This window comes from Bacillus sp. FSL R9-9410 (genome assembly GCF_038050385.1).
GTDB classification, from domain to species: domain Bacteria; phylum Bacillota; class Bacilli; order Bacillales; family Bacillaceae_G; genus Bacillus_A; species Bacillus_A cereus_U.
Genome location: NZ_JBBOTV010000001.1, coordinates 3,068,941 through 3,095,488 on the forward strand (window position 1 = coordinate 3,068,941; position 26,548 = coordinate 3,095,488).

A 26,548-nucleotide genomic window follows, 5' to 3' on the forward strand; every position below is an offset into this window, starting at 1 on the left:
CACTCCTTATTGTTTACATGTAATCTAAAATGCTCGTTTTACTCATCGTACTAACTGCTTTAAGCGTTGCTTCATAAGTTGCATTAATATACGCTAGGTCAGAAATTGCTACCGCTAAATCAACATCTTCAATTTCTTTACGATTTTCTTGAAGCGCTAAATTTTGCTCGCTTAAAATTGTTTTAAACGTCTCCATCGTGTTCATAGTTGAACCAACTTCAGTTGTACGGTTAATGACGCTATCTAAGTTTTTCTTATTTTCTCCTAATAACGGTTGTAACGCTTTTTGGTCACCATTTTGCATCGCTTCACTCATCTGTTTTAACGTTTTTATAACTGGGGATAATAATGCTTCTCCGTTACGAAATGCTTTTAATTCATAACCGTCATTTAGTTGCCAGTTCACATCATTTTTTCCACCTTGATACGTACCATCTTCTGTAAATGGGGCTTGTTCAGCACTATCACCACCGAAAATATAACGGCCTTGCTCTTTCGTATTCGCTAAATATACAACTTGTTTTAAAATTTGATCAATCTCTGCACCGATTGCCTTCAATTCTTTTTCACTATTCGTCCCATTTAGCGCTTGTACTGTTAATTGATCCGCTCTTGTTAAAGATTTAAAAACACCTTGTAAAGTATTTTCAGTTTGTGTTAATACATTTTTCGAATCCGCTAAATCTTTTTGCATTTGTTCAATATTTGCTAACGAATGCTGAATCGCAAATGATTTACTTGCCGCAAGTGGGTCTTCACTCATAAGAAGATTTTTCTTCCCAGAAGTTACTTGATTTCGATGATATTGCTGTTGCACATTCAAATCCATCATCTGATTCTTTGCCCAATTTGCATTTTGAAACGTAGATACTCTCATCTTTACCTTCTCCTTTATCTATATTTGAATTGGCGCGAAGAAGAAACCGCACCTATATACAGCTATCCTCTTCCCTCATAAAAAAGACTTTTTCGTTTTCATTTACATGGGGGAGGACGCTTGCTAAACATGGCTATTCTCCCCCTTAACTTCCCATTCAACCATCTCATATCTCTGGTCTAACATGGCTTGGTCCACTAAAAGGCTCTGTCCGCTTCTACCCTGCGCCGGACCCTCTCTTCCATCATAAAAAAAGCTTTTTCAATCCTTCTACATGTTATCTAATAATCGAAAACAAACTATCAAACACTTCATTCATCGTCGTAATAGCTTTAGAGTTTGCGACAAAATATTTTTGGAAGGCCATTAAATTAACCATTTCCTCTTCCATATTAACGCCTTCTATACTCATCTTTTCTTGCTGAATACCCTCTAATAAATCTTTATGAATGTTTTGATAAGCATTCACTGCACTTTTATCAGAAGCTACACCAACTATAAATTGGTCTAATGCTTGTTTATAAGAAATACCTTCTTTATAATCTCCATCTGTAATTCCTGCTAGTTTGTTTGCTGTTTCAGCAGAAATTTTCATTTTCGAAACATCTTTTGCGAATTCAGGGTTTAACTGAATATCTTTCGCATGATCTCCAGCGAAGAAATCTTTTCCCATCACTGTATTCACTTGATTTTTTACAGAACTCATTAACTCTTCAAGGTTTTTCTTATAACTAGCAATCTTTGCTTTCGTATCCATCGCTGATAAGATTGCTCCACTAGTTAAAGGAATATCCGATCCATAAATCTCTACAGACATTGGTTCTTTTCCTTTATTCAATTGAAGTGGATATGTATCTTGTCCACTTACTGTTAAAACACCATTCATTCTAACACTCGCGATATTAGGATTCATAGATTCATAAGATACTTCTATATTGGCATACTTAGACATCTCTGTAACGATGCGATCACGTTCATCTAAAAGTTGATTAGGTACTTGTGTACCTGCTTGTCCGATTTTTTTATTCGCCTCTGCTAAACTAGCTGCAAGACGATTAAATTCATTCACATGTGCTTCAATATCTTCTGTCGTCTGTGTCTCCGCTGTATCTAAGTTTTTCGCAAGGCGATTTACCTGACTCGTGAACTTGCCAGTTTCAGAAACTAATGTATCGTAGTAATTTGGTTGTTCTGGATTTTTTGCAACTTCACGAAAAGCATTGAAGAAGCCATCCATTAAACTAGATAATGAATTTTTCCCTGTCGTCCCAACCATAGATTCTACTCGTGATAAAGTAGAATTCATATATGCATAGTAAGAGAACTGTGACAACTGATCATTAAATTGCTTCGTTTTCACTTCATCTGTAATACGGTCAACTCCTAATGTTTGCACACCATAACCAATTCTCTGTTCTGGCGTATGACCATTACTCGCTCCAACAGACCCGAAATTCACCGATTGACGCACATAACCAGGTGTATGAATGTTAGATAAGTTTTGTTTCGTCGTTTGTAAACCCATTTGAGCCGCTAACATACCAGATAGCGGGGTATTATAATCAGATAACCTCATAATTCTTCACTTCTCCTTTACAATAGTTCATTCATAAAGATTTGCGAATTATTGTTTTTCTCCAAATTGTATTCAGAAACGGAATCCACAATACTTTCTGTAGTTTTTAATAGTACGTTTAAGTAATATTGATTTTTCAAAAGAATCATTTTTACATTTTCTTCTAATTCATTTAAGTTTTTTTGTAATTCTTCCATTTTTTCAATTTCTTCCTGAGAAAAATACGAAAATAATGAACGCATACGCAATGGTTCGACTTTCTTTTCTTCACAAAATTGAACAACCATCTCCTCAAAAGAGCGAGATAATCCTTTTACACCTTCTATGTATTGCAATTGCTCTACTTGCAGCTTTTGAACTGCATTTACATTTTTATGTTTTAAATTCTCATATATTTGTTCGCCAAGCGTTTGAATATTTTCATATGCCTTTTGAATAATAACGAGCTTTTCATATAATTGTATGTACATATAGCTTCCTTCCTTTTACAAGACTAAATTTACAATCAAACCATGAATTTCTCCAATTTGATTTAACATTTCTAAATGCCCTGTTTTCGTATTAATTAAATTCATAACATCTTCCAACTCAGTTAATCCCATTTCAGCTTGTTTTACAATCGTCATTTTCTGTGAATATCCGTAACGCGGATGACGAGACATAACATCTTTATACTGCAATACATTATCAACGTAAAAATTCAAAAATGATTTTACAGTATTTTTGTATTCCATAACATTATCGAGCGTTAACTCTAATTCGATTTTCTCTTTAATTTCTCCAATGTTATCAACAAGTGCTTCCATTTGTTCTAACAATTTATCTTTTTTCGGATCTGCATGCAAATTATCCGAAAAAGCAAGTCCTGTCCTGACATTTGCTTCTTTCGGCATTTGAGTAGCAGGCGGTATATGCGATAAAATTGGATTATGCGAGATAGAACGCAGCATATATATCACCTATTTATTTTTTTATTTCTTTCTAAACTCAATCGTAAAATCTAGTTATTTATAATTATACTCTGTGTAATGATATTTTGCAGTTATTTTTTATAGAAGATATGTTACAATTTAGCATGAGGTGGCACAAATCTATGAATATTTTTCTTTGTGGTTCAAATCAATTAACAGCATTAGATCAGGAAGAAATAAAAAAATTTTTAATTGACTATGCTCACAAACATAAAATTTACATATTATGTTATAAATCTATTGAAAATGAGGTTCTTCGTTTCTTCATTGAAAACGAAAGACTTGCTCAAAATTTATGTCTTTACACACTACAACCGTTACAAGTATTAACAGACGAATTTCAAGAAGTCGTTGATTACTTAAAAAAACACGGAGCCGAGTATATTGCTTTTGATCATCCTTCCGACTCCATTTATCGATCAGATTATATGTTTTTTGTAAAGCAAATTGTCGAAGATACCGATTTAGTTCTCTGTTTTTATAACGGAGATAAACATACGTCTGTCATTCCCGTTGACGTTGCAAAAGAAGCAGGAATTGATGCTGTTATTTATGATTTACCAGGCTTACATGAAAAGCAGATGAAAAAAAGCTTTGAACAAAAAATTCGTATGATGTAAAGGGGGAGGCACAATATCGTTATTGTGCCTATTGTAAATATGAAAACTGAACAAGATTATGATTATTTTATCACGAGTTTTAAACAACAATTTAATATGGATATTGCTTCCTATAAACAAGATAGAATGCGCCGAAGAATCGATGCTTTCATTTCGAGAAAAGGTTTTGAAAATTACACAAACTTTTCAAATCATTTACGTACTGATCAAACGTTATTTTTAAGTTTTATTGACTATATTACAATTAACGTATCAGAATTTTTCAGAAATAAAGATCGCTGGCAAACGTTAGAGACGAAAGCTCTACCTAAGCTACTTGAACAAAATAATGGTAAATTAAAAGTGTGGAGTGCCGCTTGTGCTGCTGGTGAAGAGCCGTATACACTCTCTTTAATCTTATCGAAGCATCTAGCTCCATTTCGCTTTGAAATCCAAGCAACAGATCTCGATTACCATATTTTAGAAACTGCAAAACGCGGTCAATATACAGAACGCTCTTTAAAAGAATTACCTAATGATTTGAAACAGCGTCATTTCACAAAAGAAGATGATACATATATATTGCACCAAAACATTAAACAACAAGTCACATTCAAACAACATGATTTATTAATGCAGTCATTCGATACAAATTACGATTTAATCATTTGTCGTAATGTAATGATTTACTTTACAGAAGAAGCAAGAGTAAAGCTCTATGAAAAGTTTAGTCGTTCATTACGAAAGGGCGGCGTACTATTCGTTGGTAGCACCGAACAAATTTTAACACCTGAACGCTACAATCTTCAGCGCTTTGATACATTCTTTTACGAAAAAGTATAAAAAAAGGTCGTCATAATTGAAATGACGACCTTTTTTTATTATATAATACGAATCAATATGATACCTATAACCCATATGAAGAGAAATAGAGCCGTAACAGACCATTTATGCTCTTGAATCGTATGTTTCAACGCATGAGATAATTGCGTCATATTCATTTCTGCAAGTGCTCTCCACACGCTCACATCACGTTCTTTAGAAATACGATCTGTACCGCTAATTAAAATTGTTTCATTAGACAATTTCGTCATGTAAGCTGTAATAACCGTTATCATTAAATTTATATTTCCTTCTGAAGAATCACTTTCCACTCTAGAAATGAGAGCACTTACGTCAAGTAAAGAAATATGTACTTTTCGCCCGAATGAAAGCTGTACTTCAGCGAAATCATACGTCCCATCGAGTAACGGAATATCTTTTATATACGCTTGCTTAATAATCCCTTGTAAACTTCTAACAATTTGTTCATATATGTTGTCCGATTGCTTTCCTTCCTCGGACAACATATGTAACTTTGAAAACAACTGCAACACCGTATCCATATCCTTAGAAAGCATTTCTTTTACAGTCTTTCCATCACCTAAACTTGCAAGCAAAATCCCTATTTCATTGTTTTTCGAAATGATTTTGGGCTGCCCAGTAAACACAAGGTTACTCCGCTTTCGTTCTTTCTGAATTTCATGTTCTGAAATAGCTGCAGGCTGTTTTAATGGTTGTAGCGTCTTATTTTCAATTGTCGTACGTTTAATTTCCATTTAAGTGCCTCCACTACTATCAAATTATTAGCCCCATTCTTTATTACTCTTTAAAACTAAAAACAGTACGAATAATCCTGACATAACAGCAAACACATTAGAAGCTTGTACTCCCTGCTCACTTTTTTTCTCTTTCTTTTCTTGTTGTTCTTCTATTTTTTCTTTCTTTTTAGAAACGACTTGATTGTCATTTTCGTTTTTTTTCTCTTTATGAACCTTCATATTATTTACTTCCTTGTTGTCTGTTAACGACTCTTTTATAACGTAGTTGATTTCCTCTTTTTCTTTCAACGGCTCTTTTATATAAGAGTTCACTTTCTCTTCTTGCTTTGGAATTTGAACAACTGGAAGTTTTTCTTCTGGAAGCGGAATCTCTATTTTCGGATCTTCCTGCTTCTCAATTTCTTTCTTATCTTCTACTTCAATTTGATTCTCTTGCTCTTCTATCTTTTCATCATCTTTCACTTTTTGTTCGATGATAGAAACGATATATTCACTCTCTGTCACAAGTTTGTTACCTGCCCCATCTGTTACTTCCACAATAAGTTGATGCGGCCCAACAGGTAAAGCTTCTGTTATTTCAAATATTTTCTGCCAATCCATGTCGTGTTTATTATAGTCTAATAAAAAAGTAATATCGTTACCGTCTTCTTTTCCTTTTAATATAACGCGCACTTCTTTAACAACCGATTCTATATCTACCGTTTGTACTCGTATATGAACGGATTCTCCCTTTTTCCGTTCAATTAAGTTCCCTTTTGCCTCATCAATACTAACTTTCTCTAACTTTGGCAATTCTTTATCTATAGTTGGTGCTTCATTGTTTATACGAATGAGCGGGACATTTAATTCGTTCTCTATTACTTCTTCCTTCTCATCTTCTTTATAGCTTTCAACGAGCCTAAGGTTCCAATCACCTTGTAAATCATATATTCCGGCCTTATAATTAGCGATCCATCGCTTCGTTTCTTCTTCATACTCAAAAGATATTATTCTCTCTTGTCTGTACTGCTCACCATTTTTTTGTAATTGTAATATGCCTTTTACACTTTGAATGTTTTTTTCATTTGGTTCTACAGCAATCCACACTTCTTCGCCAACCTTTAGCTCCTGCTTATTAACTGTAATAACCCCTCGGTCTGTTTCTATCGTTCTTTCTTCTTTTTGTTCTTTCCCTTGCTCATTTTCTACTGCTTTTTTTTCATCTTCAACCGGGGGCATTTCCACTTGTTCCGGCTGTTCCTGAACTTCTTTATTTTTTCCCTCTTGGTCATTCACTTCGCTTATATTTTGATCTTGTACACTTTTTTCTTCTGCCTGCCCTTGTAATGGTAAAAATATACATATATGTAAGAATAGCCAACTAACTAGAAAAAACTTTACGTTTTTCATCTATTTGTTCAAACTCCTATTTTGACGCCTTATAGCGATTTCGTCACTTTTACTCCGAAAAATCCATCTACATTTACAAGTTCTCCATACGCCACTAATACATCGTTCACATAAATTTGAATCGGTTCATCAATATCTTCATCAAGTACGACCGCTTCATTTTCTTGTAGACTTAAAATATCTTGAATTGTTCTCACTGTACTTCCAAATACAAATTTAACATTCATTTCTACATTTTGTAGAATAGATGCATCCATATATACTGGCTCAACTTGCTTGACTTCTTTATATTCAATTGGCTGTACGACTGGTGCAGGAATTTCTTCCTCTTCAACAACTTCCTCAACTATTTCTTCTTGCTCTTCCACCATCGGATATAGAAGTCTTCTAACCATTTCTTTCGCTTCTGATATCGGTAGTATTTGATACATCTTTGATTGAAGGAGATCACCAATTTCAAGATTAAAAGTAATTTGAACGAGTTCGTCAACTGCCATCGACTCTCCCAAATATTCCATTTCTTCTTTTAAAGAAACAAATTTAACGTCTGGTGGTGTCATATCCATTTTTTCTTTAAACATTTCTGACATCGCTGTTGCAGCATGCCCCATCATTTGGTTCATAATTTCTTTAATGCCACTTAACTCTAATTCACTTAGCTCTTTCTCCGGATCAATTTCACCTGTTCCCATCATCATTAAATCTACCATTGTTAAAGCAACATCTTTCGTAAATACGAATACATTCTCATTTTTTAGTCCTTCAACAAAATCGACATTTAAAATAACAAACGGAACCGGTACTCCTTCATAATGACGAACATTAATCGCCTCTACATTTGGTGTACTAATAGTGACAGGCTGATTTAAAAGCGTCGATAGTACTGTTGAAGCCGAACCGATTGAAATATTCGCAATTTCACCAAGCACATCTTTCTCTTCTTGTGTTAATTGCTCTTTTTCTACATGCTCTTCTACAATCTCAGTTTCCTGCACTTCCGCCTGCTCATCTATTTCTTCTTCCACACCACCAGATAATTGTAACAATTTATTTATCATTCGCTTCGCATGTTCAACTGAAACAACCTGTACAAGCTGAGAATTCACAAGATTATCTATTTTTAATTCAAACGATACTTTAACAACCATATTATTCCCATTAATACCAGAAATCTTCTCCATCTCTTCTGTAAGTTGCACAACTTTAATTGTTGGCGGAGACATGTCTACCGTATCTTGGAAGAATTCTGACATAGATGTTGCTGCGAATCCCATCATTTGATTCATAGCTTCTTGTACTGCACTTAGCTCTAATTCACCAAGCTCTTTTCCCTCTTCAACTTCACCTGTTCCCATCATCATTAAATCAGCAATAGATAAAGCAACATCTTGCTTTAAGACAAGAAGATTTTCCATATCTAATCCTTTTGTGAAATGGATATTTAATACAACATGTGGAATTTCAACATCACTTGTATCATATAAATCTACCAATTCTACTTGAGGAGCAGTAATACTTACTTGCCTATTTAAAATTGTTGATAATACAGTCGAAGCTGAACCAAATGATATATTAGCAATCTCACCAAGAATATCGCATTCTTGAGGCGTTAAATGTTCATTTTCTTTTTCTAGCACAATTGTGCCAGTATCCCCTTTTGTGTGTTGCTCAGGCATTTTTCCTGCCTCCTCATTTTTGTTTTTCTATCAAATGATTTAAACTCTCTATTACACTCGTTATATTTTACCAAACTTATCATCCGAATTGTGAACATGTATTTATTTCCACAATATGTGTAAACGATGGTTTTCATATACTTATATTATTAGTTCTACCCAAAAAGCTCCCCAATTGTATACAAGTGGGGAGCTTCCTTCATTCCTATTATAAACCTTCTGGGTTTAAAATGAGGACCACTCGTCCATCACCGAGAATTGTCGCACCAGAGAAATAGTTAGAGCTCTCTGCAAAGAAATCACCTAATGACTTTAAAACTATTTCTCTTTGACCGATAATTGTGTTTACGATAAGTCCATAGCTACGATGTGTATTACGAACAATTAATACAGGAACCATTTGACTATCATATGATGCGAACGCCTCATCTACTGTTTTTTCACCAAATACAGTACTTAAATGTTTCACTTCAATAATTTGATTGCGATAGTTTAAAACGTCTTTCCCTTGTAACGATTGTATGTCTTCTTTCTTAATTCGAATGGCTTCAGCAATATTGCCAAGAGGCAAGGCATAACGCTTATCATTTGTTTGAACAAGCATTGATTGAATAATAGACAATGTTAAAGGAAGTTCAATTCTGAATGTACTTCCTTTTCCTTCTTCAGAATCAATAATTAAATGCCCACCTAAACTATGAATCGTATGTTTAACAACATCTAATCCAACCCCACGTCCAGAAAGGTCAGATACAACTTCCGCTGTACTAAATCCCGGTTGGAAGATAAGATCAAACACTTCACGATCCGTTAATTTATTTGCCTCTGATTCCGTTACAACACCATTTTTTATCGCTTTTTCTAATACTTTTCCTTTATGAATACCATTTCCATCATCAGTAATTTGAATTACGACATGATTTCCACTATGAAACGCCTCTAATTTAATAGTACCTGTCTCATTTTTCCCGGCATCACGTCGGTTTTCGACAGTTTCAATACCATGATCAATTGCATTACGAATTAAATGAACGAGTGGATCACCAATTTCGTCAATAACAATTTTATCAACTTCAGTATCTTCACCTTTAATTTGTAAATCGATTTTTTTACCTAAATCTTTCGCTAACATACGTACCATACGCGGAAAACGATTGAAGACCGTTTCAATCGGTACCATACGCATATTTAACAATACATTTTGGATATCTTTTGAAATATCCCCTAATCTATTTAAATGCTCGATTAACTCTTTATTTTGAATCGTTTCTGCTAATTCATCAATTCGTCCACGCTCAATTACACTTTCTTCAAACATATTCATTAATCTTTCGATTTTTTCTAACTGAACACGAATAGAACGATTCTCTACTTTAGCATTTTTCGTTTTTGTAGTACTTTTAGCCGGTGTAGTACTAGCTGTTGGAGTTCGTGCCTCTAGAGATGGATCCAGCTGCGTTGCTGCAATAGATTGTACGATTCCTTCTTCAGCTATATTTCTTTGCTTCACTTCTACTTTCTCAATTTCAGAAACGTGAAGCACCACCTGTTTCAATTCTTCAACACTACGATCAGTATCCATATATACTGTAAACTCAAATCCAAAAGCATCCGCTTCGATTTCTTCAATGCTTGGAACCGTTTTTTGTATATCCCCTACATTTTGTAATGCTTCAATACACATAATGGCACGTACTGCTTTTAAAATGGCTTGTTGTTCGACGGTTATATATACTTCATGTGAAACTGTATCATCATTGTTTATACTACTTTGCTCTACTTGTTCCATAGAAGCTTCTACATTCCCATTTAATAATGCTTCTAATTTATGCTTTGTAGATACAACATCAATATTACCCATTCCGCCCTGCTGCACATCTGCAACCATCTTTTCTAAATTATCAATGCACTCAAAAATAACATCAATAATATTAGCATTCACCATCATATTTCCATGACGGATTTCGTCTAAAACATTTTCCATCTTATGAGTTAAATCTGCCATTTCCGCAAATTCCATACTCGCAGACATACCTTTAAATGTATGAGCTGAGCGGAATATTTCCCCTACAACACCCATATCGGCAGGATTCTGTTCTAAATTTAGCACATTTTCATTTAGCGACTGTAAATGTTCTTCTGCTTCTTCAAAAAATATATTTAATAGATCTGTTTGCATTTTAATCCCCTACCTGTCTAACAAACATTTCATTTATGTATAACAATTTAGTGTTTTATAACGAGAAAAAAGGGGGCCACACGTCTATCCGCTATCATTGATTTGATTCTTTGTGGCACCCCTTCTATATTAGCTATTTGCTACTTTTGTTAAAGCTTCGATAACACGATCGGCTTGGAATGGCTTTACAATAAAGTCTTTTGCCCCGCCTTTAATTGCATCTAATACCATACCTTGTTGTCCCATTGCAGAACAAATAACAACCTTTGCACTCGAATCAATTTTCATAATTTCTTTTAATGCTTCAAGTCCGTCCATTTCTGGCATAGTAATATCTAGTGTTACAATATCAGGTTGAAGTTCTTTATACTTTTGAATCGCTTCTACCCCATTCTCTGCTTCACCGATAACTTCAAATTCAGAATTACTTTTTAATAAGTTTTTAATCATTGTTCGCATAAACATTGCATCGTCTACAACTAAAATTTTATGTGCCATTCTTTTCGGTTCTCTCCTTTTATGTATAAATATATCTTAATATTTCACCTTATCATTCTCACTCATTATACAAAATAAAACGAGAAAATTTAATATTTTTTTAAAAGAATTTCTGTATTTTTATTATTTTATTAATAAAATAGAAATATATTATTCTTTAATATATATTACAACGCGCCGGTTTTTCTCCCAATTTTGCGGTGAATCATTTGATGCTACTGGTTTTGTGTCCGCATATCCTACCGCTGCTAATCGTTTATCATCTACATTATACACTTCAATTAAGTGGTGAATCATATTAGCTGCTCGTGCTGAAGATAATTCCCAGTTGGAAGGAAATTTTTCATTATGAATCGGTCTACTATCTGTATGTCCTTCTACAACAATTGGGTTTGGTACCGATTGAAAGAACCCTACTAATTGACTAATTACTTCCTTTGCTTCCGGCTTAACATTCGCATCACCTGTATCGAATATTAAGTTATCTACTATAACGATGCTAACACCTGTATCTTCTCGATATACATTCACTTGACTAACACCATTATTATCTACATATGCTTTTAACTTTTTATACAATTCATCCATTCGTTTTTTTGAAACTGCTTTTTCATCATTTTTTTCATGTGAAATATCTGGTATTGTACCTTCCATTACTTTCGCATCCACTTGTTCTGCATCACTAAACTTTTCAAGCATCTTCGATAATTTTACTGTATCTTGTTTTGATGTAGCAACTAATAGTACAAAAAAAGTCAATAACAACATCGTTAAATCAGTAAAAGTCGTCATCCAACGAGGCGATCCTTTTTGCGGTCGTTGTATCATCACCATACCACCCCTTGAAATATTAGGCTGCTCGTTTTTCTTTTTTTATCTTCGTTTCATATACGTATGTATCAAGTTTTAACTTTAACTTAGAAGGAATTTGTCCTCGGTAAAGCTCTGTGATTGCTTCTATTACAAACTTCTTCTCTGTATACAAATCTTCAATGCCACGATACACTTTTTCAGATAACGGTATTGCAATCATGTTTGCAATAACAGATCCATACAATGTCGTCAACATAGCAACTGCCATCCCTGTACCAATTTGCGATGTATCTTGCAAGTTTTGAAGCATAATAATAAGACCAATTAAAGTTCCTATCATACCCCACGCTGGAGCGAAATCACCAATCTTATCTAATAATGTTGCTCCTTTTCTTAACTCATATACTTCTGTTTCAACATCTTTCATTAATACTTCTTTTAATTCTGCTTCATCATATCCACTTAACATTAAACGAATCCCCTTTTGAATAAAAGGATTGTCTACTTGCCCTCCAGCAACTTCTAACGAGAGTAAACCATGTTTTTTAGACTTCTTTGAAAAATCAACGAACAAATCCGTTAACTGTTCTAGATTTTCCTCTCTTCTATGTAAAACAGTAAAAATATTTTTCGTATATTTTTTTATTTCTCCAAATCTATATGCCACAATAATTGTCGCTGTTGTTCCCCCTATAACAATTAAAATAGATGGAACATCTAAGAAATTTTTAAAAGCTTTTATTCCACCACCGCCAAGCATGATCGCCGCAATTACAATGACGAAACCTATTACAATGCCAAATGGGCTAGAAATATCAAACTTTCTCTTTTTCCTTTGTGGCCTAACTAATACTTGATTTTCGTCTCCCATATTCCTACCCTTCCTTTTTGTTTTTTTAAAACATTTTTTTATTTTAATAATGCGTTTTCATATATAACAACCATTATACGACTATCATCTATTTATCGCAATATACTCATAAAATTGACACATTTCATTTCCATATTAGAATTATAGTATGGAAATATGAGGAGGATTACGATGGAACATAACATTTTGCAAGTTATTGCATTAGCAGAAAAACTAAAATATGAAATGCGACATAGTTGGCTTTCTAACGGACGTCAAGAAAGTGTTGCTGAACATACGTGGCGTATGTCATTAATGGCGATCTTAGTTGAGCCTTATTTGGATCAAAAAGTAAATATAGAAAAGTTACTTAAAATGGTTATTATTCACGACCTTGTTGAAGCAGAAGCTGGTGACATCCCCGCCTTCGACACGATGAATAGCCGTGAATTACAATTGCAAAAACAGAAAAATGAGCTAGAGGCCATTTTAAATATTAAACGTACATTAAAAGGTCCTCTTGGTGAAGAATTATACGATTTATGGATGGAATTTGAAGCGAAAGAAACGTATGAAGCAAAAGTTGCTAACGCACTTGATAAACTTGAAGTAAAAATTCAGCATAACGAAGCTGATATTGATACTTGGCTACCAATTGAGCATAAAATGACTTTCCAAGTTGGTAAACATACAGATTTTGACTCTTTCTTATCTAAATTACAAAAAATCATTGAACAAGATGGAGAAAAAAAATTACTCGCTGCTGGTATTGACGTTGAAGCATGCAAACAGTAACCATTTAATTATGAAATAAGACACTCATTTTGAGTGTCTTATTTCATAATTGTTGATATTGCTTGCTTATAAATAAGTTGTTGTTTTCCATCTACTAACATTAATACTGTAAATCTATCTACTCCAACTACTTCCCCTACTATTCTTACTCCGCTCTTTAAGAATATAGTAACTGCACCTTTTTCTTCTTTTATTTGTTTATACAACTCTTCTTGTAAGTGTTCCATAACTTTTCTCTCCTTTACAAATAAATAATCCTAATATAAAAAAAAAGATTAATCACTTATATACTATTTCTTTTACATCCATAAACTTATTAATTAGTATATCTAAATCTCGACTAAATAACAAAACTTTATCATGATCTAATCCATGCCTAGCAACAAGTTGAATTAACTCTTTCTTTTTGTGTTCTATTTTATTGTGTAATTGTCCCATCTCCATCTCTATACTAAAACTCCCTTTTCCCATAATATTACTTGTAAAATTATAGTACATTTCCACTCGTAAAAAAATAAAAAAATGGCTTTTTTTACAAATTTTATATTTATGAAAAGAAATTTTAATGTAATTGTAAGTTACATACCCCTTTCATTTGCAATACATTCACCTAGTATACACTTCCATATTGTTTTACCATTTTTAAAAAAGCGCTATGAAACAAAGTAAATATCACATTTAAATCCGATCACAGGCTCTTGTCTAATTAGAAGTAAGACTTGCTCCTTTTCTAAATAAAAACATATCTTATAAAGTAATCCATTAGTTATATAGATTAATTTCCTAAAAAGGAGGAAAAAACATGAGCTTTGGTGGTAGTTGCGCTGGTTTCGGCGGTGGATTTGCTTTACTCATCGTGCTATTCATCCTTCTAATCATTATCGGATGTAGCTGTTGGGGTGGCGGCGGAGGGTTTTAAATATAATACGTATCCTTTTCGCTAAACTCTAAATGAATGAAATATGTTAACTAAAAACTATACAAAAACAGCTCATATTTGAGCTGTTTTTTCATACTTTCGTATGAATTTATGTCCATCTTTTTTGTGATTTCAACTAACAAGAAATCGTTTACTATGGAATAAGAAACATTTTTACTAAGGAGGATTATAATGATTAAAGGTCTTTATGAAGCACATTTACCTGTCTGTAATTTAGAAATTTCGATACCTTTTTATGAATCACTGGGGTTAAAATTATATAAAAGAGACAACGATATCGCCTTCTTTTGGATTGTAGAAAATGAAAGTTGGATTGGTCTTTGGGAAGGAAAAGAATACAAAGTCAATTATCATCCATCCTTACGACATATCGCTTTCCAAGTAAGCTTACACGATTTAGAAAACGCAATACACTGGCTCAAACAGAAAGGAATTCCAGCGCGAAAAGACTTTGGAATGGAGCCAATTGAGCCAATCGTTTTTCCAGAATTAGCACACGCCTCCGTATATTTTAACGATCCTGATGGAAATAGTTTAGAATTCATTGCACAATTACCTGTTGGACTACCTAAAGCAGAGAAAATGTATTTAAGTGAATGGAAAAAGCATGTACAAACATCGCCAATAGATAGGGATTAATTTTTATGTCAGTGCAATCAGTTTCTTATTCCACACTTCTTAGAACAAATAAAAACTTTAAAAAACTATTTTATGGTCAAACATTAAGTGTACTTGGGGATTGGTTTCATACTGTCGCTTTATTAACACTCGTCTATAGCATAACAGAATCTTCATTTATGTTAGCACTCACCTTTATGAGCAAAGGGTTACCTCAACTTCTTCTGAGCCCATTCATAGGCGGAATTGTAGACCGTTTTTCAAAAAAGAAAATTATGATTTTTACCGATATTTTACGAGGAATTATCGTCCTCACTTATTTATTAGCATTCTACAAAATTGAAATTATTTTCGTTTCTAATATATGCTTATCAGTACTCTCTTGCTTATTCGAGCCTGCTAAGCAATCAACTCTAAAAAATATCGTACATCAAAAGCATTTCGTAACCGCTAACTCTCTTTCTAGTACAATCAATGGTTTTATGTCTATTATGGGAGCTTCTTTAGGTGGGCTCATTGCACAATCTTTAAGTATCGAGATTGCCTTTTTTATTAATAGCCTATCATACTTTATTTCAGCCTATATTATTTATAAAATGAGTATTCCTGCTCGTGATACTTTTACCACGAAAAAAGCATTTTTTACTGATATAAAAGATGGTTATACATACATATTACAAAGCAAAATTATTTTAACATTAATTCTTGTCGGCATTTCATGGGGCATTATTGGAGGTGCCTATCAGTTACTTCTAACAATCTATGCCGAAAGAATCTTCCACACTAACATTGGTATTTTATATGCGGTTCAAGGGGCTGGACTTATGATTGGCAGTCTCCTCGTTAATCTTTATATGTCTAAAAATGAAGACAAAATGAAAAGAGCATTTGGTTGGGCCTATTTACTACAAGGAATTTTCTTTCTCGGATTCATTCTATCCGATCAACTTATTATCGGTATCATTACATTACTCTGTATGCGTATAGCAGGAGGAATCATCGTTCCACTTGATACGACATTACTACAAACGTATACGCAAGAAAACATGATTGGTAAAGTTTTTTCATTTCATTATTCCATCTACGGATCGCTTATTCAGTTATCTATGTTTATTACAGGATGGCTTTTAGAAATCCTTTCTCCTCAAGTGATTGGTAGCCTGTTAGCTATATGCTGTATTTGTGTTAGTTTTATATGGCTTTTCTTGTTTTATCGTGGGGAACTTAGTGAAGAATCCATTGATAATTAATAACTCACCGTTAATTTTTATTTGATCTCATTCATTAGTGTTGAGTAACAATACAATCGTTTGAAAATGTTAGTTATGTTATTTCGTTAAAGCGCTATATACTTAAACACTATTTGAGAGGAAACTAAATATTTATGTTAAAATGTAGTTTTAACATAGTTAGCGGAATTGATTAAATAGGGGGCTATTTTGGGGACTACATTAATTTTCATATGTATTATATTAGTGGCTTCTGTTTTGCAAACAAGTACAGGTTTTGGCTTTTCCATAATGGCAACACCTTTCTTACTAATGTTATTCTTACCACAAGAAGCTATACAAATAAACATTATTTTATCATTAATTATTTCAATATCACTCATTTGGAAAATAAGAATGGACATTGACTTTATTCTACTGAAAAGATTAACTTTTGGAAGTATAGTTGGTGTACCTTTTGGTATTTTAATTTTCATTTCCATCGACATAAATGTTTTTAAATTAGCAGTTAGCATCCTGCTCTTAATCTTAACATTGCTGCTGATATGCAACTTTAAGATTAAATCAACAAGATCTAGGGATTTTTTAGTTGGTGGATTATCAGGTCTTTTAACGACAAGTATCGGTATGCCAGGGCCTCCCCTGCTACTTTACTTTTCAGGAACCAATACTGAAAAAGAGAAGTTGAGAGCAACTACTTTGGCTTTTTATCTGTTTATATATTCCATTAGTCTCATAACTCAAATACTCTTTACTGGAACGAACAAAACAATTTGGGAATCAAGTTTTTATGCAATTCCAATCATATTTCTAGGTTTGTTTATAGGCCAAATTATTTTCAAATGGCTTAATCAACGGATTTTCAAAATATTTACATATATCCTTTTGAGTTGTACAGGTATTTATCTTTTACTTGAAAGTTTGGATGTATTATAAATACGTTTTTCAAGATAAAAGGTGCTTTAAATTGTGCAATAATAAATAGATTTAAACGAAATTATTGTTGTATTTTTAAATGCAGTGGAGTATTTCACATCAAAAATTAAACAAATTTATTTTAACCCCGTCTTAAAATCAGAACGGGGTTATACGTGTTTTAAGTTTTTAAATTAAATAACTTTATTGTCAGTTTACAATTAGTAATCCCAATCATCCAAGATTTTAAGTTTCCCTTTTCTATATCAAATTGGTCGATATTAAACCAGATGACAGTAAATACATCGTTATAACAATCATCCACATATCGTTTCTCAATAGGGGGACTTAATGATTTATGAATAATGTATAAAACTAATTTTCCATATTGATCAATGACTTCTTTCAAAGCATCTTGATCATGTTTTTTCATAGCTATAATTAAATCCTCTTCAGAATCGAAAATCATAAACATCTTCCTTCCTCAGTTCCCCTTTAGCAGCTGCTTTTACTTACTATTGGCATTTCATTCTCATTTTCTATCACTTTTGTAAAAATTTATTAATTTTTATTTCTATGTATATGATAGCAAACATAATACATTTCTCCTCCAAAAAAAGACAAACCCACACCTCAGGTTTGTCTTTTCAATCATTTTCTATTTAATCCTTTCTCACTTAAAAACTCTTTCATATGCATTCTCTTCTCTTTTGACATAAATGTGCTCATGGATTCCGTCCATGTTACGTTTTTTTGATTTGACGATCTTTCTTTGTAATACGCATTCATCGTTTCATCATATTCGTTTAATAATTCATCATATTTCTTTTCATCGTATCCATTTTCATGAAGAATGGCCGCTACCGGTAAACGTGGCTTAACTCCATGATCTTCATCTGGTACGCCAACTGTCATTCCGAATACCGGATATACTTTATCCGGTAAATGAAGCAATTCACTCACTTCTTTCGGGTTATTACGAATTCCGCCAATATAACAAATGCCGTATCCTAACGATTCAGCTGCAAGTGCTAAGTTTTGCGCAAAAAGTGAAGCATCTACCGTCGCCACGATAAAGTCTTCCACTCCTTCATGTTTTATCTCTGTACCATGTTTTTCACATGCCATTTCAAGTCGCTTTAAGTCTGCACAACAAACAAAGAATGCTGCGCAGTCTTTCACGTGACGATTCCCGGATAACTCAGCTAGTTTAGCCTTTAGTTCTCGATCTGTTACATATATAAGAGAATACGCCTGTACAAAATGTGAGGAAGCCGCATGCTGAGCAGCTTGCACCATTCTTTCTACTATCTCTTTTGAAATTGGTTCTTCTTTATATTTACGAACTGAAACGTGTTGCTCCATTTTATGTATCATCTCATTCATGAAAATCACTCCTTTTTTCTCTTCCTAATGAAAAATTAACATATCTTTTTCATTATTCACAACTTATAAGCAAAAAAAGAGCAATTCTTTGTGAATTGATCTTTTTTTATTCTCTATTAATACGGTAAATAAAATTATATTAACGGTAATTTAAATATATCGACGTTTCGACAAGGGATATCGACTTATTAACAAATAACAACAGATTTATATGCTGTTATGCAATTCTGATTAAGCTGCTTTCAATACTTTAATACCTTTAACAATATTCCAAATGAAGTAGTAAATCCCTACAAGAATAAACACTGCATACGTTATAACCATCCCAATTCCAACGCTCTCAGACTGATTGAAACTTAAACCGTATACTCCTGATAGTGCTAATCCTCCAAATAAAATTGCGTATGGGAAAATATGTGACCAAAATGCTTTTTTCGCATGATATTTCACTTCATCTTCCGCAACGAAGTACACGATAATTGGCAGTAAAAATGGTGCAAAAAAGATACTAAAGTAACAAAGTGAAGATAATATATTATTCCCTTTCATACGATTCACCTCTAATGTTTTTTGTTACCTTCATTATGTCAGGAAACCACTTTAGAAACTATCGCTTTACCTTTCATTAAGATGACACATTTGTAAGATTTACCTTAATGGAAATCCCACCTGAAAGTTCAGGTGGGATTCAAGTTGATTATATTCGATTTAATAACCAATATTGTGTGATTGCTAAATATTCTCGAACGTTCGATTGAATAATAATTGGTTTCGGTGTTTTTGCCGGCAGACCTTCTAATGTCAATCCTTGTTTTTCTGCAATCTTTTTTGCTCGGAACATATGAAAATCGTTTGTTACAATCATTCCTTTTTTCATATTGTCCGGAATTAACGGTTTTGAGAATTTAATATTTTCATCTGTGCTCGTCGAACGGTCTTCCATTATAATGCGGTCTTCTGCAATATTTTGTTTCATTAATCCTTGTTTCATCGCTAATGCTTCTGTAATATCTTCACCTTTTCCTTGGCCTCCAGATACGATAGCAATTGTTTTATCATGTGATTTTAAATACTCAGCTGCTTTATCAATACGATATTGCAATGAATAAGACGGTTTCGTTCCATTTACTTTCGATCCGAGTACAATAATGTAATCAGCATCATCAGGCGCTTTCATATGTCCATACTTATAAATATTATATTGCAAAAAACCTGTATAAACAGCACCAAGCATTAAGATTACTACACTATACTTTATAATCTTTTTCTTTAACATTCATATATACTCCTATTTTTTCTATTTATTTATCATAATATCCACTGATTCATTTGTATACAGATAAATTCCAATTCAGCATAAATTCCCCTCTAAAGTAATATTAATCATATCTTTGGGAATAGTAAGTACAACTTCGCACGAAGGAGTGTCCCTATTGCTTCTCTTTTTATGTAACGTATCATTCTTTTTTATCTTATTTTTACTATCACTTAAGCTACTTGGTAAATCTGCATTAGCACAACTAACTCCTCATGATTTTGGGGCTATTATCTTTTTATCTTATTTAGCTTTTCAAGCCATACCAGTCGCTGGTGCTTTACAAGCATTTCTCGGTATGGTCGTTATTACATGTTTGCATTTGCTTCTTACAAAATTAAGCCTACTCAACAAACTAAATCGTTTTATTCTCGGACACCCCATTATTTTAATTAAACATGGTGATATTATTTTTGAGAACTTACAAAAAAGTAGATATCCGATCCCTGAATTGCTTTCTAACCTTCGCGTCGCAGGATATCCGAGTGTTCATGAAATTGAATATGCAATTTTAGAATCAAATGGATCTATAAGTATTTTGCCAAAGAGAGAACTCGTACCATTGACTCCAAAAGATATGAATATAGATGTTAAGTATGCAGGGTTACCAATTGCTCTTATCGTTGATTCACAAATTCAATACGATAACTTAAAGTTAATCCATAAAAACGAAAAGTGGTTACATAGAGAGTTACAGGAGAAAGGCGTTACAAATATTAAAAACGTTGCTTTCGCTTCTGTTCAGGAGACAGATGGATCTTTTGCGATTAGTTTAAAAGAATAAAAAAATCCCCTTACTTGTTCAAGGGGATTTTCTTCACTATATTGCTTCTTTCTCTCTCTTCATGTTTAACGGTACAGGATGTTTCATACGATTCATCGTAAATACGATAATGGCTGTCAATACTTCTGCTACTGGCATAACGAGCCAAATTCCGTTTATACCAAATACTTTTGGCATAATCCATAACAATGGGATAACAAATAGTAAGCCTCGGCTCATTATTATAAGTACTGATTTTTTCGTTTGTCGCACTGATTGGAAGTACTCTCCATATACAATGTTATATCCTAAAAATATATATTGAATAAAGAATAAACTAATACCTGTTAACGTTAACTCCAATAGTTCTGGCGATTGAACATCAAATAAACCTATAATATATTTCCCGAAGAATAAACCGATAACAATTGCAATGCCTCCGAGTACCACTGCAATTTTTACAGCGAACTGCAATCCTTCACGCAATCTTTCTGATAAATTTGCACCGTAATGGAAACTAGCAATTGGTTGTAACGCTGCTCCAACACCGAAAAATAATAGTAATGTCATTGCATGAATACTATTCACCATTGCATAAGAAGCTACACCTAGTTCTCCTGCATATTGAACGAACGCAATGTTAAAACCGATTGTTACAATTGCAACTGTACTTTCTGCTGTAAAGCTTGGGAAACCAATCACCATAATTTGTTTAACCGTGTCCCATTCAAAATGGAATTTCGTCCATTTTAATACACTACTTTTTCTAAAGAAGTGAGTTAATAACACAAGGAAACCAATTGCCGCCGAAAGAATAGTTGCTGAGGCAGCACCTGTTACGCCCCATCCAAAGATAAAGATAAAGATATAGTCAAAGATAATGTTCAATACAGCTGTTACGACAAGACCTGCCATTGCTAAATTAGGATTTCCGTCATTTCGTATAAATGTACTTAAAATATTTTCTAAAACGTATATCATCCCAAATGTTAATAACACTTGTAAATAGTCTAACGCATATGGCAAAATCACTTCATTTGCACCGAATAGATATGCTAAATCTTCTATTCTCCATAAGCAAATAGCCGCTAAAACACCTACGATAATAACTGCCACTGTCATAGATTGAGTAAAAATAGACCTTGCTCTTTCCAGTTTATTTTCCCCTAGTGCAATGGAATATAACGTTGCTCCACCCATTCCAATCCATAATGAAATAGAAAAGAAAATTGAAAATGCTGGAATAGCTACGTTTACTCCAGCCAAACCGTTCGCTCCAACTCCTCTACTAATCATGACCGCATCAATCACAATATTAACCGACATTAATACCATCCCAAGAACAGCTGGTATTAAATACGTAATAAATAAACTTTTAATTGGTTTTTCTCTTAATTTTTCTGTTGTCTCCATCATATAAATGCTCCTTTTTCAATGCTCTGTTCACAGTTTAAACCTTCAAGTTACTTGAAGGTCAATAGAGAATCGAAAAATATATAAGCCTATTTTTTATTTATTTTTTAACAACAGGTATTTGAATTTCCGTTACTTGCTCCTTCGGGTTTTCTGTTACAGACCAATCAATTAACGCAAGCTCAAGCGCATCTCCGCATACTTCGTATCCTTCGTTATCAATGTGCTTTAATAATTTCGTATACGTTGCGTCTGTTTCTTCATATGGTCCATGGTGATAAGAACAAGCAAATATCCCTTCTTTTATTTCATCTGAAGTATGCAATTGAAAAGGCATGTAATCCAATAAAATAAACACACTGTTATATGCTTGAAACTCATTTTGAAGTAATGCTTTTTTGGAAACTGTTACACCGATATCTCCAGAGAATAAACTATTATCAATTTGCTTCATATTTTTTTGTAGCGAATGGATATAATATTCAAACATATCATCCGTTGTATTAGGTGCAACTGCAATTGCTGTTATTTTTCGCTTCAGTATCTTTTTATAAATAATTTGATTCGCTTCTGATTTCGTCGCTTTCTTCATTAAATGGATTTTATGTTCCATTTTTGCCAAAGCATACTCGATTTCTCTTTGCTTTTTCAGCATCATTTCTTGTTGTTTTTCAAGTAAACTCAGCGCATAAGATGGATTTCGTTCATCAATATATTTCTTTATTTCCTTTAACGGGATATTCAATTGGCGTAAAAATTTAATCGTATCTAATAGTGAAAACTGATCGATTGTGTAATAGCGATAATTCGTTTGCGCGTCCACAATGGACGGATGAAAAATTCCTTTTTCATCATAGTAGCGTAATGTAGATTCCGCTATATTATGCATTTTTGCCATTTCTCCAATTGTAAAACGTTTATTTAATAACATATGCCCTTCTCCAATTCATTATAAATGTAGCCTTATTTCTTCTTATTATATAGTGATTCCCTCCATACCTAAATCGAATCCTATCATGAAAATCTGCTATTTTTTCATTGATTTTTAATAAATTTTATTATATATTAATTACAGGTTCAAATTACAAGTTCAAAAGAACCTGTAATGAGATCCTTTGTTTAATGGGTTTTTACATATTTTCATTAGGCAAATTCCGAGAAATCGTATAATAAAAATATGAATGATAAGGAGCGGATTAAATGGAATTCGAATTTTTCTTTCAAATTGCACTTATTTTATTAAGTACAAAGCTCGCTGGTGACCTTAGTGTTAGATTAGGTCAACCTTCTGTACTGGGTAAATTAATTGTCGGTATCGTTATCGGTCCAGCTTTATTAGGTTGGATTGAGAATTCAGAACTTCTAACGCAATTAAGTAATGTCGGGGTTATTCTTTTAATGTTTATGGCTGGACTTGAAACAGACTTAAAAGAATTAAATGAAAACCGTAATTCTTCTTTAGCAGTCGCAATTGGAGGTATCGTTCTTCCATTCGTAGGTGGTTACGTTGCCGGTCTTGTTATGGGCATGGAACAAGGGAACGCTGTCTTTTTAGGATTACTTCTATGTGCGACAAGTGTTAGTATTTCCGTTCAAACACTTCGCGATTTAGGTAAGATGAAAACACGTGAAAGTACAACAATGCTTGGAGCAGCTGTATTTGATGACATTCTTGTTGTTATTTTATTAGCATTCGCAATGAGCTTCTTAGGTACAGATGATGTGAATCTAACAATGGTTATCTTGAAGAAAGTAGTATTCTTTGCTTCTATTATTTTAATCGGATGGAAAGGTGTTCCAGCAATTATGCGTTGGTTATCACCACTACGCGTATCGGAGTCTATCGTTAGCGCAGCACTTATCATCTGTTTCTCATTCGCATATTTCGGCGAACTATTAGGAATTGCTGGTATTATCGGTGCTTTCGCAGCTGGTATCGCTATTTCTCAAACGAACTACAAACATGAAGTAGAAAAGAAAGTAGAACCAATCGCTTATGCTATGTTCGTGCCAGTATTCTTCGTTAGTATCGGTATGAATATTACATTTGACGGTATCGGTGATCAAATTTGGTTCATTTTAGCATTAACAGTAATCGCTGTCTTCACAAAACTAATCGGTTGTGGATTCGGTGCACGAATGACTGGATTTGATGCAAAGTCTTCTGCAATTATCGGTGCTGGTATGGTTTCTCGTGGTGAAGTTGCACTTATCATCGCAGGAACAGGACTTTCTTCTGGCCTATTAGCACAAGATTACTTTACAGCAGTCGTTATTGTCGTTATTTTAACTACGATGATTACACCACCAATGTTAAAATACACTTTTGGTGCAAAAGATAAAGCAATGAAAGCAAGTAAATAAATTTACTATAATAAAAGGAGATTGCTATCTTATAAGATAGCAATCTCCTTTTTCATGTTCTCTTTAAACAATTCCATTCGTTTTCAACCATTTTTCAAAAATAGTTCGTGCTTCTTCATCATCGATATCATCACGAAATGAATATACTTTTATGCCATAGTCATCTATATATTCACCTAGCTTCATTTTCTCCACCTTTTTATAAAAATCGTCTGCCTCATATCGTGGAATATAAGCATCCCAAACTGGTTCATTTATTCTTTTGTAAGCTGTTATTTCTAAATCATACCCATCTTCATAATATCCGATGTGATAATGTTTGTTAGGATCATATTTCTCCATTAAAAGCTCCTCCTAGTAAACAAAAGCGAGCCTTATATTACAGCTCGCTCCTCTCGTTCTATTTATTAAATACGTTCCATCGCTGTCTTCACCGTTCCAACAATAAAAGCAATTTCTTCACTTGAAATAACAAGCGGTGGTGCTAATGTTAAGACGTTATTATATCCTGCTGTTGTCATGCCGTTTCGTCCTATAATTAAACCTTTTTCTTTACAAGCATTTACAACACTTGCAATTTTGTCGTTATCAATTGGCTCTTTCGTCGCTTTATCATTTACTAGTTCGATTCCAACTAGTAGACCTTTTCCTCTAATATTCCCAACAAGTGGATGTTCTCCGATTTCTTCTTTTAATTGATTTAATAAAAGTGAACCCATTTGGGCAGAGCGCTCAATTAAATTTTCATTTTCCATAATCTCTAAGTTTTTAAGCGCTAATGCACAAGCCGCTGGATTTCCACCAAATGTATTAATATGGCGGAAGAATTCATATTCTCCTGTTCCTTTAAATGCCTCATAAATTTCTTTTTTCACAGCTGTTGCTGATAATGGTAAGTATGCGCTCGTAATACCTTTGGCCATCGTAACGATATCAGGCTTAACGTCATAATTCATAAACCCAAATGCTTTTCCTGTACGCCCGAAACCACAAATAACCTCATCACTTATAAGTAGTGCTCCGTGTTTTTGACATGTTTCATGAACAGCTTTCATATAGTCTTGTGGCGGCATTAAAATACCTCCGCCTGTAATAATTGGCTCCATAATAAATGCTGCTATCGTTTCACTTAATTCCCATGTCATAACACGATCTACTTCTTTTACGCATTCTACATCATAAATATTTTGCGATTCCATTTCTGGCATACGGTAACAATCTGGAGGCGTTACATGTAAAAACCCTGAAGCAAATGGCTCATATTGGTATCTACGCTGTGCTTGGCCAGTTGCCGCCATCGTTGCCATTGTATTTCCGTGATAACCACGATAACGTGACATAAATTTGTAACGATGCGGTTCACCTTTTTGAGCATAATATTGTCTTGCTATTTTAAAAGCTGTTTCATTCGCTTCTGATCCACTATTAGAAAAGAAAATAACATACTCTCCACCAAGCCACTCGTTTAACTTTTCAGCGAGCTTAATTGCTGGTTCATGTGATTGTGACATCGGAAAGTATGATAATGTTTGCAATTGTTTATAAGCTGCCTCTGCGAGCTCTTTTCTTCCATATCCGCTATTTACACACCAAAGGCCACTCATACCGTCTAAGTATCTTTTCCCCTTTATATCTTCAACCCAGCACCCTTCTGCTTTTGCCCCTACCATTGTACTACTCGGGCTAAAGGGACGCATTCCATGCCAAACATATTGCTCATCTTTTGCTAATAATTCATCGGTTTGTTTTGTCTTCATCATTTCTTCCACCTTCCATAACAA

The 26,548-nt window shown here is 33.7% G+C and carries 29 protein-coding genes and 1 pseudogene; 9 read left to right on the forward strand and 21 right to left on the reverse strand.

Features of this window, described 5'->3' with window-relative positions; translation table 11 throughout:
- Nucleotides 1-13 precede the first annotated feature (13 nt).
- The 4 genes from MKX77_RS15945 to MKX77_RS15960 form a co-directional block, all read right to left on the reverse strand.
- Complete coding sequence (locus tag MKX77_RS15945; protein ID WP_215555848.1) at nt 14-877, reverse strand: flagellar hook-associated protein 3; 864 nt, start codon at nt 875-877, stop codon at nt 14-16.
- Nucleotides 878-1,154: 277 nt separating this feature from the next.
- Nucleotides 1,155-2,453, reverse strand: coding sequence for a flagellar hook-associated protein FlgK (flgK, locus tag MKX77_RS15950; RefSeq protein ID WP_341307203.1), 1,299 nt, complete (start codon nt 2,451-2,453; stop codon nt 1,155-1,157).
- 17 nt (nt 2,454-2,470) lie between these two features.
- Nucleotides 2,471-2,923 carry a hypothetical protein gene (locus MKX77_RS15955; RefSeq protein ID WP_215555846.1) on the reverse strand — a complete coding sequence of 151 codons (453 nt, stop codon included), beginning with the start codon at nt 2,921-2,923 and terminating at the stop codon, nt 2,471-2,473.
- 15 nt (nt 2,924-2,938) lie between these two features.
- Entirely contained in the window at nt 2,939-3,403 is a 465-nt protein-coding gene (locus tag MKX77_RS15960) for a YaaR family protein (protein WP_002086502.1), read from the reverse strand.
- Nucleotides 3,404-3,546: 143 nt separating this feature from the next.
- Between MKX77_RS15960 and MKX77_RS15965 the strand changes: the two genes are divergently transcribed.
- Nucleotides 3,547-4,044, forward strand: a complete 498-nt coding sequence (locus tag MKX77_RS15965) for a flagellar motor switch protein FliG (protein ID WP_002030924.1) — start codon at nt 3,547-3,549, stop codon at nt 4,042-4,044.
- 39 nt (nt 4,045-4,083) lie between these two features.
- Nucleotides 4,084-4,866, forward strand: a complete 783-nt coding sequence (locus MKX77_RS15970) for a CheR family methyltransferase (protein ID WP_142344638.1) — start codon at nt 4,084-4,086, stop codon at nt 4,864-4,866.
- A 38-nt stretch (nt 4,867-4,904) separates the two neighbouring features.
- Here MKX77_RS15970 and MKX77_RS15975 read toward each other — a convergent pair whose 3' ends face one another.
- The 7 genes from MKX77_RS15975 to MKX77_RS16005 all read right to left on the reverse strand — a co-directional run bounded on the left by MKX77_RS15975 (nt 4,905) and on the right by MKX77_RS16005 (nt 13,050).
- The gene (locus MKX77_RS15975; protein WP_341307204.1) at nt 4,905-5,621 is read right to left on the reverse strand and encodes a hypothetical protein; all 717 of its coding nucleotides are present in this window, start codon (nt 5,619-5,621) and stop codon (nt 4,905-4,907) included.
- A gap of 27 nt (nt 5,622-5,648) precedes the next feature.
- Nucleotides 5,649-7,013, reverse strand: coding sequence for a transglycosylase (locus MKX77_RS15980; RefSeq protein WP_341307205.1), 1,365 nt, complete (start codon nt 7,011-7,013; stop codon nt 5,649-5,651).
- A gap of 29 nt (nt 7,014-7,042) precedes the next feature.
- Complete coding sequence (locus MKX77_RS15985; RefSeq protein WP_341307206.1) at nt 7,043-8,689, reverse strand: flagellar motor switch protein; 1,647 nt, start codon at nt 8,687-8,689, stop codon at nt 7,043-7,045.
- A 208-nt stretch (nt 8,690-8,897) separates the two neighbouring features.
- Entirely contained in the window at nt 8,898-10,868 is a 1,971-nt protein-coding gene (locus tag MKX77_RS15990) for a chemotaxis protein CheA (protein ID WP_341307207.1), read from the reverse strand.
- Nucleotides 10,869-10,997: 129 nt separating this feature from the next.
- Nucleotides 10,998-11,366 carry a response regulator gene (locus MKX77_RS15995; protein ID WP_000940577.1) on the reverse strand — a complete coding sequence of 123 codons (369 nt, stop codon included), beginning with the start codon at nt 11,364-11,366 and terminating at the stop codon, nt 10,998-11,000.
- 150 nt (nt 11,367-11,516) lie between these two features.
- Nucleotides 11,517-12,194 carry an OmpA family protein gene (locus tag MKX77_RS16000; protein WP_341307208.1) on the reverse strand — a complete coding sequence of 226 codons (678 nt, stop codon included), beginning with the start codon at nt 12,192-12,194 and terminating at the stop codon, nt 11,517-11,519.
- A gap of 22 nt (nt 12,195-12,216) precedes the next feature.
- Entirely contained in the window at nt 12,217-13,050 is an 834-nt protein-coding gene (locus MKX77_RS16005) for a MotA/TolQ/ExbB proton channel family protein (RefSeq protein ID WP_341307209.1), read from the reverse strand.
- A 171-nt stretch (nt 13,051-13,221) separates the two neighbouring features.
- On the opposite strand from MKX77_RS16005, the gene MKX77_RS16010 reads away from it, so the two are divergent.
- The gene (locus MKX77_RS16010) at nt 13,222-13,824 is read left to right on the forward strand and encodes an HD domain-containing protein (protein WP_107887784.1); all 603 of its coding nucleotides are present in this window, start codon (nt 13,222-13,224) and stop codon (nt 13,822-13,824) included.
- A 38-nt stretch (nt 13,825-13,862) separates the two neighbouring features.
- Here the strand turns inward: MKX77_RS16010 and hfq are convergent, their stop codons facing one another.
- Together hfq and MKX77_RS16020 are read right to left on the reverse strand one after the other, a co-directional pair.
- Nucleotides 13,863-14,051 carry an RNA chaperone Hfq gene (hfq, locus tag MKX77_RS16015; RefSeq protein ID WP_000400656.1) on the reverse strand — a complete coding sequence of 63 codons (189 nt, stop codon included), beginning with the start codon at nt 14,049-14,051 and terminating at the stop codon, nt 13,863-13,865.
- A gap of 52 nt (nt 14,052-14,103) precedes the next feature.
- Nucleotides 14,104-14,322, reverse strand: a complete 219-nt coding sequence (locus MKX77_RS16020) for an aspartyl-phosphate phosphatase Spo0E family protein (RefSeq protein ID WP_341307210.1) — start codon at nt 14,320-14,322, stop codon at nt 14,104-14,106.
- Between the two features lie 304 nt (nt 14,323-14,626).
- Here MKX77_RS16020 and MKX77_RS16025 point away from each other — a divergent pair, with 304 nt between their 5' ends.
- The 4 genes from MKX77_RS16025 to MKX77_RS16040 all read left to right on the forward strand — a co-directional run bounded on the left by MKX77_RS16025 (nt 14,627) and on the right by MKX77_RS16040 (nt 17,547).
- A complete protein-coding gene (locus MKX77_RS16025) occupies nt 14,627-14,743 on the forward strand; it encodes a YjcZ family sporulation protein (RefSeq protein WP_000007805.1) in 117 nt (38 codons plus the stop codon).
- 192 nt (nt 14,744-14,935) lie between these two features.
- On the forward strand, nt 14,936-15,403 hold the full coding sequence (locus MKX77_RS16030; RefSeq protein ID WP_033730498.1) for a VOC family protein: 468 nt from the start codon (nt 14,936-14,938) through the stop codon (nt 15,401-15,403).
- 5 nt (nt 15,404-15,408) lie between these two features.
- Nucleotides 15,409-16,632: an MFS transporter gene (locus MKX77_RS16035; protein ID WP_341307211.1), complete on the forward strand. Its 1,224-nt coding sequence runs from the start codon at nt 15,409-15,411 to the stop codon at nt 16,630-16,632.
- Between the two features lie 189 nt (nt 16,633-16,821).
- Complete coding sequence (locus tag MKX77_RS16040) at nt 16,822-17,547, forward strand: sulfite exporter TauE/SafE family protein (protein WP_341307212.1); 726 nt, start codon at nt 16,822-16,824, stop codon at nt 17,545-17,547.
- A 193-nt stretch (nt 17,548-17,740) separates the two neighbouring features.
- Here MKX77_RS16040 and MKX77_RS16045 read toward each other — a convergent pair.
- From MKX77_RS16045 to MKX77_RS16060, 4 genes and pseudogenes are all read right to left on the reverse strand, one after another.
- Nucleotides 17,741-18,001: pseudogene (locus tag MKX77_RS16045) on the reverse strand (sigma-70 family RNA polymerase sigma factor); the annotation flags it as partial.
- Between the two features lie 176 nt (nt 18,002-18,177).
- A complete protein-coding gene (gene nfsA, locus MKX77_RS16050; RefSeq protein ID WP_341307213.1) occupies nt 18,178-18,912 on the reverse strand; it encodes an oxygen-insensitive NADPH nitroreductase in 735 nt (244 codons plus the stop codon).
- Nucleotides 18,913-19,143: 231 nt separating this feature from the next.
- Nucleotides 19,144-19,461: a DUF4870 domain-containing protein gene (locus tag MKX77_RS16055; RefSeq protein WP_002158508.1), complete on the reverse strand. Its 318-nt coding sequence runs from the start codon at nt 19,459-19,461 to the stop codon at nt 19,144-19,146.
- A gap of 148 nt (nt 19,462-19,609) precedes the next feature.
- Nucleotides 19,610-20,188 (reverse strand): YdcF family protein, encoded by a 579-nt coding sequence (locus MKX77_RS16060; protein WP_341307214.1) that lies wholly within the window; start codon nt 20,186-20,188, stop codon nt 19,610-19,612.
- A 157-nt stretch (nt 20,189-20,345) separates the two neighbouring features.
- Between MKX77_RS16060 and MKX77_RS16065 the strand changes: the two genes are divergently transcribed.
- On the forward strand, nt 20,346-21,011 hold the full coding sequence (locus MKX77_RS16065; RefSeq protein ID WP_215555834.1) for a DUF421 domain-containing protein: 666 nt from the start codon (nt 20,346-20,348) through the stop codon (nt 21,009-21,011).
- Between the two features lie 36 nt (nt 21,012-21,047).
- On the opposite strand, the gene MKX77_RS16070 is transcribed toward MKX77_RS16065, so the two are convergent.
- Complete coding sequence (locus MKX77_RS16070; protein ID WP_341307974.1) at nt 21,048-22,403, reverse strand: MATE family efflux transporter; 1,356 nt, start codon at nt 22,401-22,403, stop codon at nt 21,048-21,050.
- A gap of 100 nt (nt 22,404-22,503) precedes the next feature.
- Nucleotides 22,504-23,334: a MerR family transcriptional regulator gene (locus MKX77_RS16075; protein ID WP_341307215.1), complete on the reverse strand. Its 831-nt coding sequence runs from the start codon at nt 23,332-23,334 to the stop codon at nt 22,504-22,506.
- A gap of 269 nt (nt 23,335-23,603) precedes the next feature.
- Here MKX77_RS16075 and MKX77_RS16080 point away from each other — a divergent pair, with 269 nt between their 5' ends.
- On the forward strand, nt 23,604-24,767 hold the full coding sequence (locus MKX77_RS16080) for a cation:proton antiporter (protein ID WP_341307216.1): 1,164 nt from the start codon (nt 23,604-23,606) through the stop codon (nt 24,765-24,767).
- Between the two features lie 63 nt (nt 24,768-24,830).
- Here MKX77_RS16080 and MKX77_RS16085 read toward each other — a convergent pair whose 3' ends face one another.
- Nucleotides 24,831-25,109 carry a DUF3986 family protein gene (locus MKX77_RS16085; protein WP_341307217.1) on the reverse strand — a complete coding sequence of 93 codons (279 nt, stop codon included), beginning with the start codon at nt 25,107-25,109 and terminating at the stop codon, nt 24,831-24,833.
- Between the two features lie 65 nt (nt 25,110-25,174).
- On the reverse strand, nt 25,175-26,524 hold the full coding sequence (locus tag MKX77_RS16090; RefSeq protein WP_341307218.1) for an aspartate aminotransferase family protein: 1,350 nt from the start codon (nt 26,522-26,524) through the stop codon (nt 25,175-25,177).
- Nucleotides 26,525-26,548 lie beyond the last annotated feature (24 nt).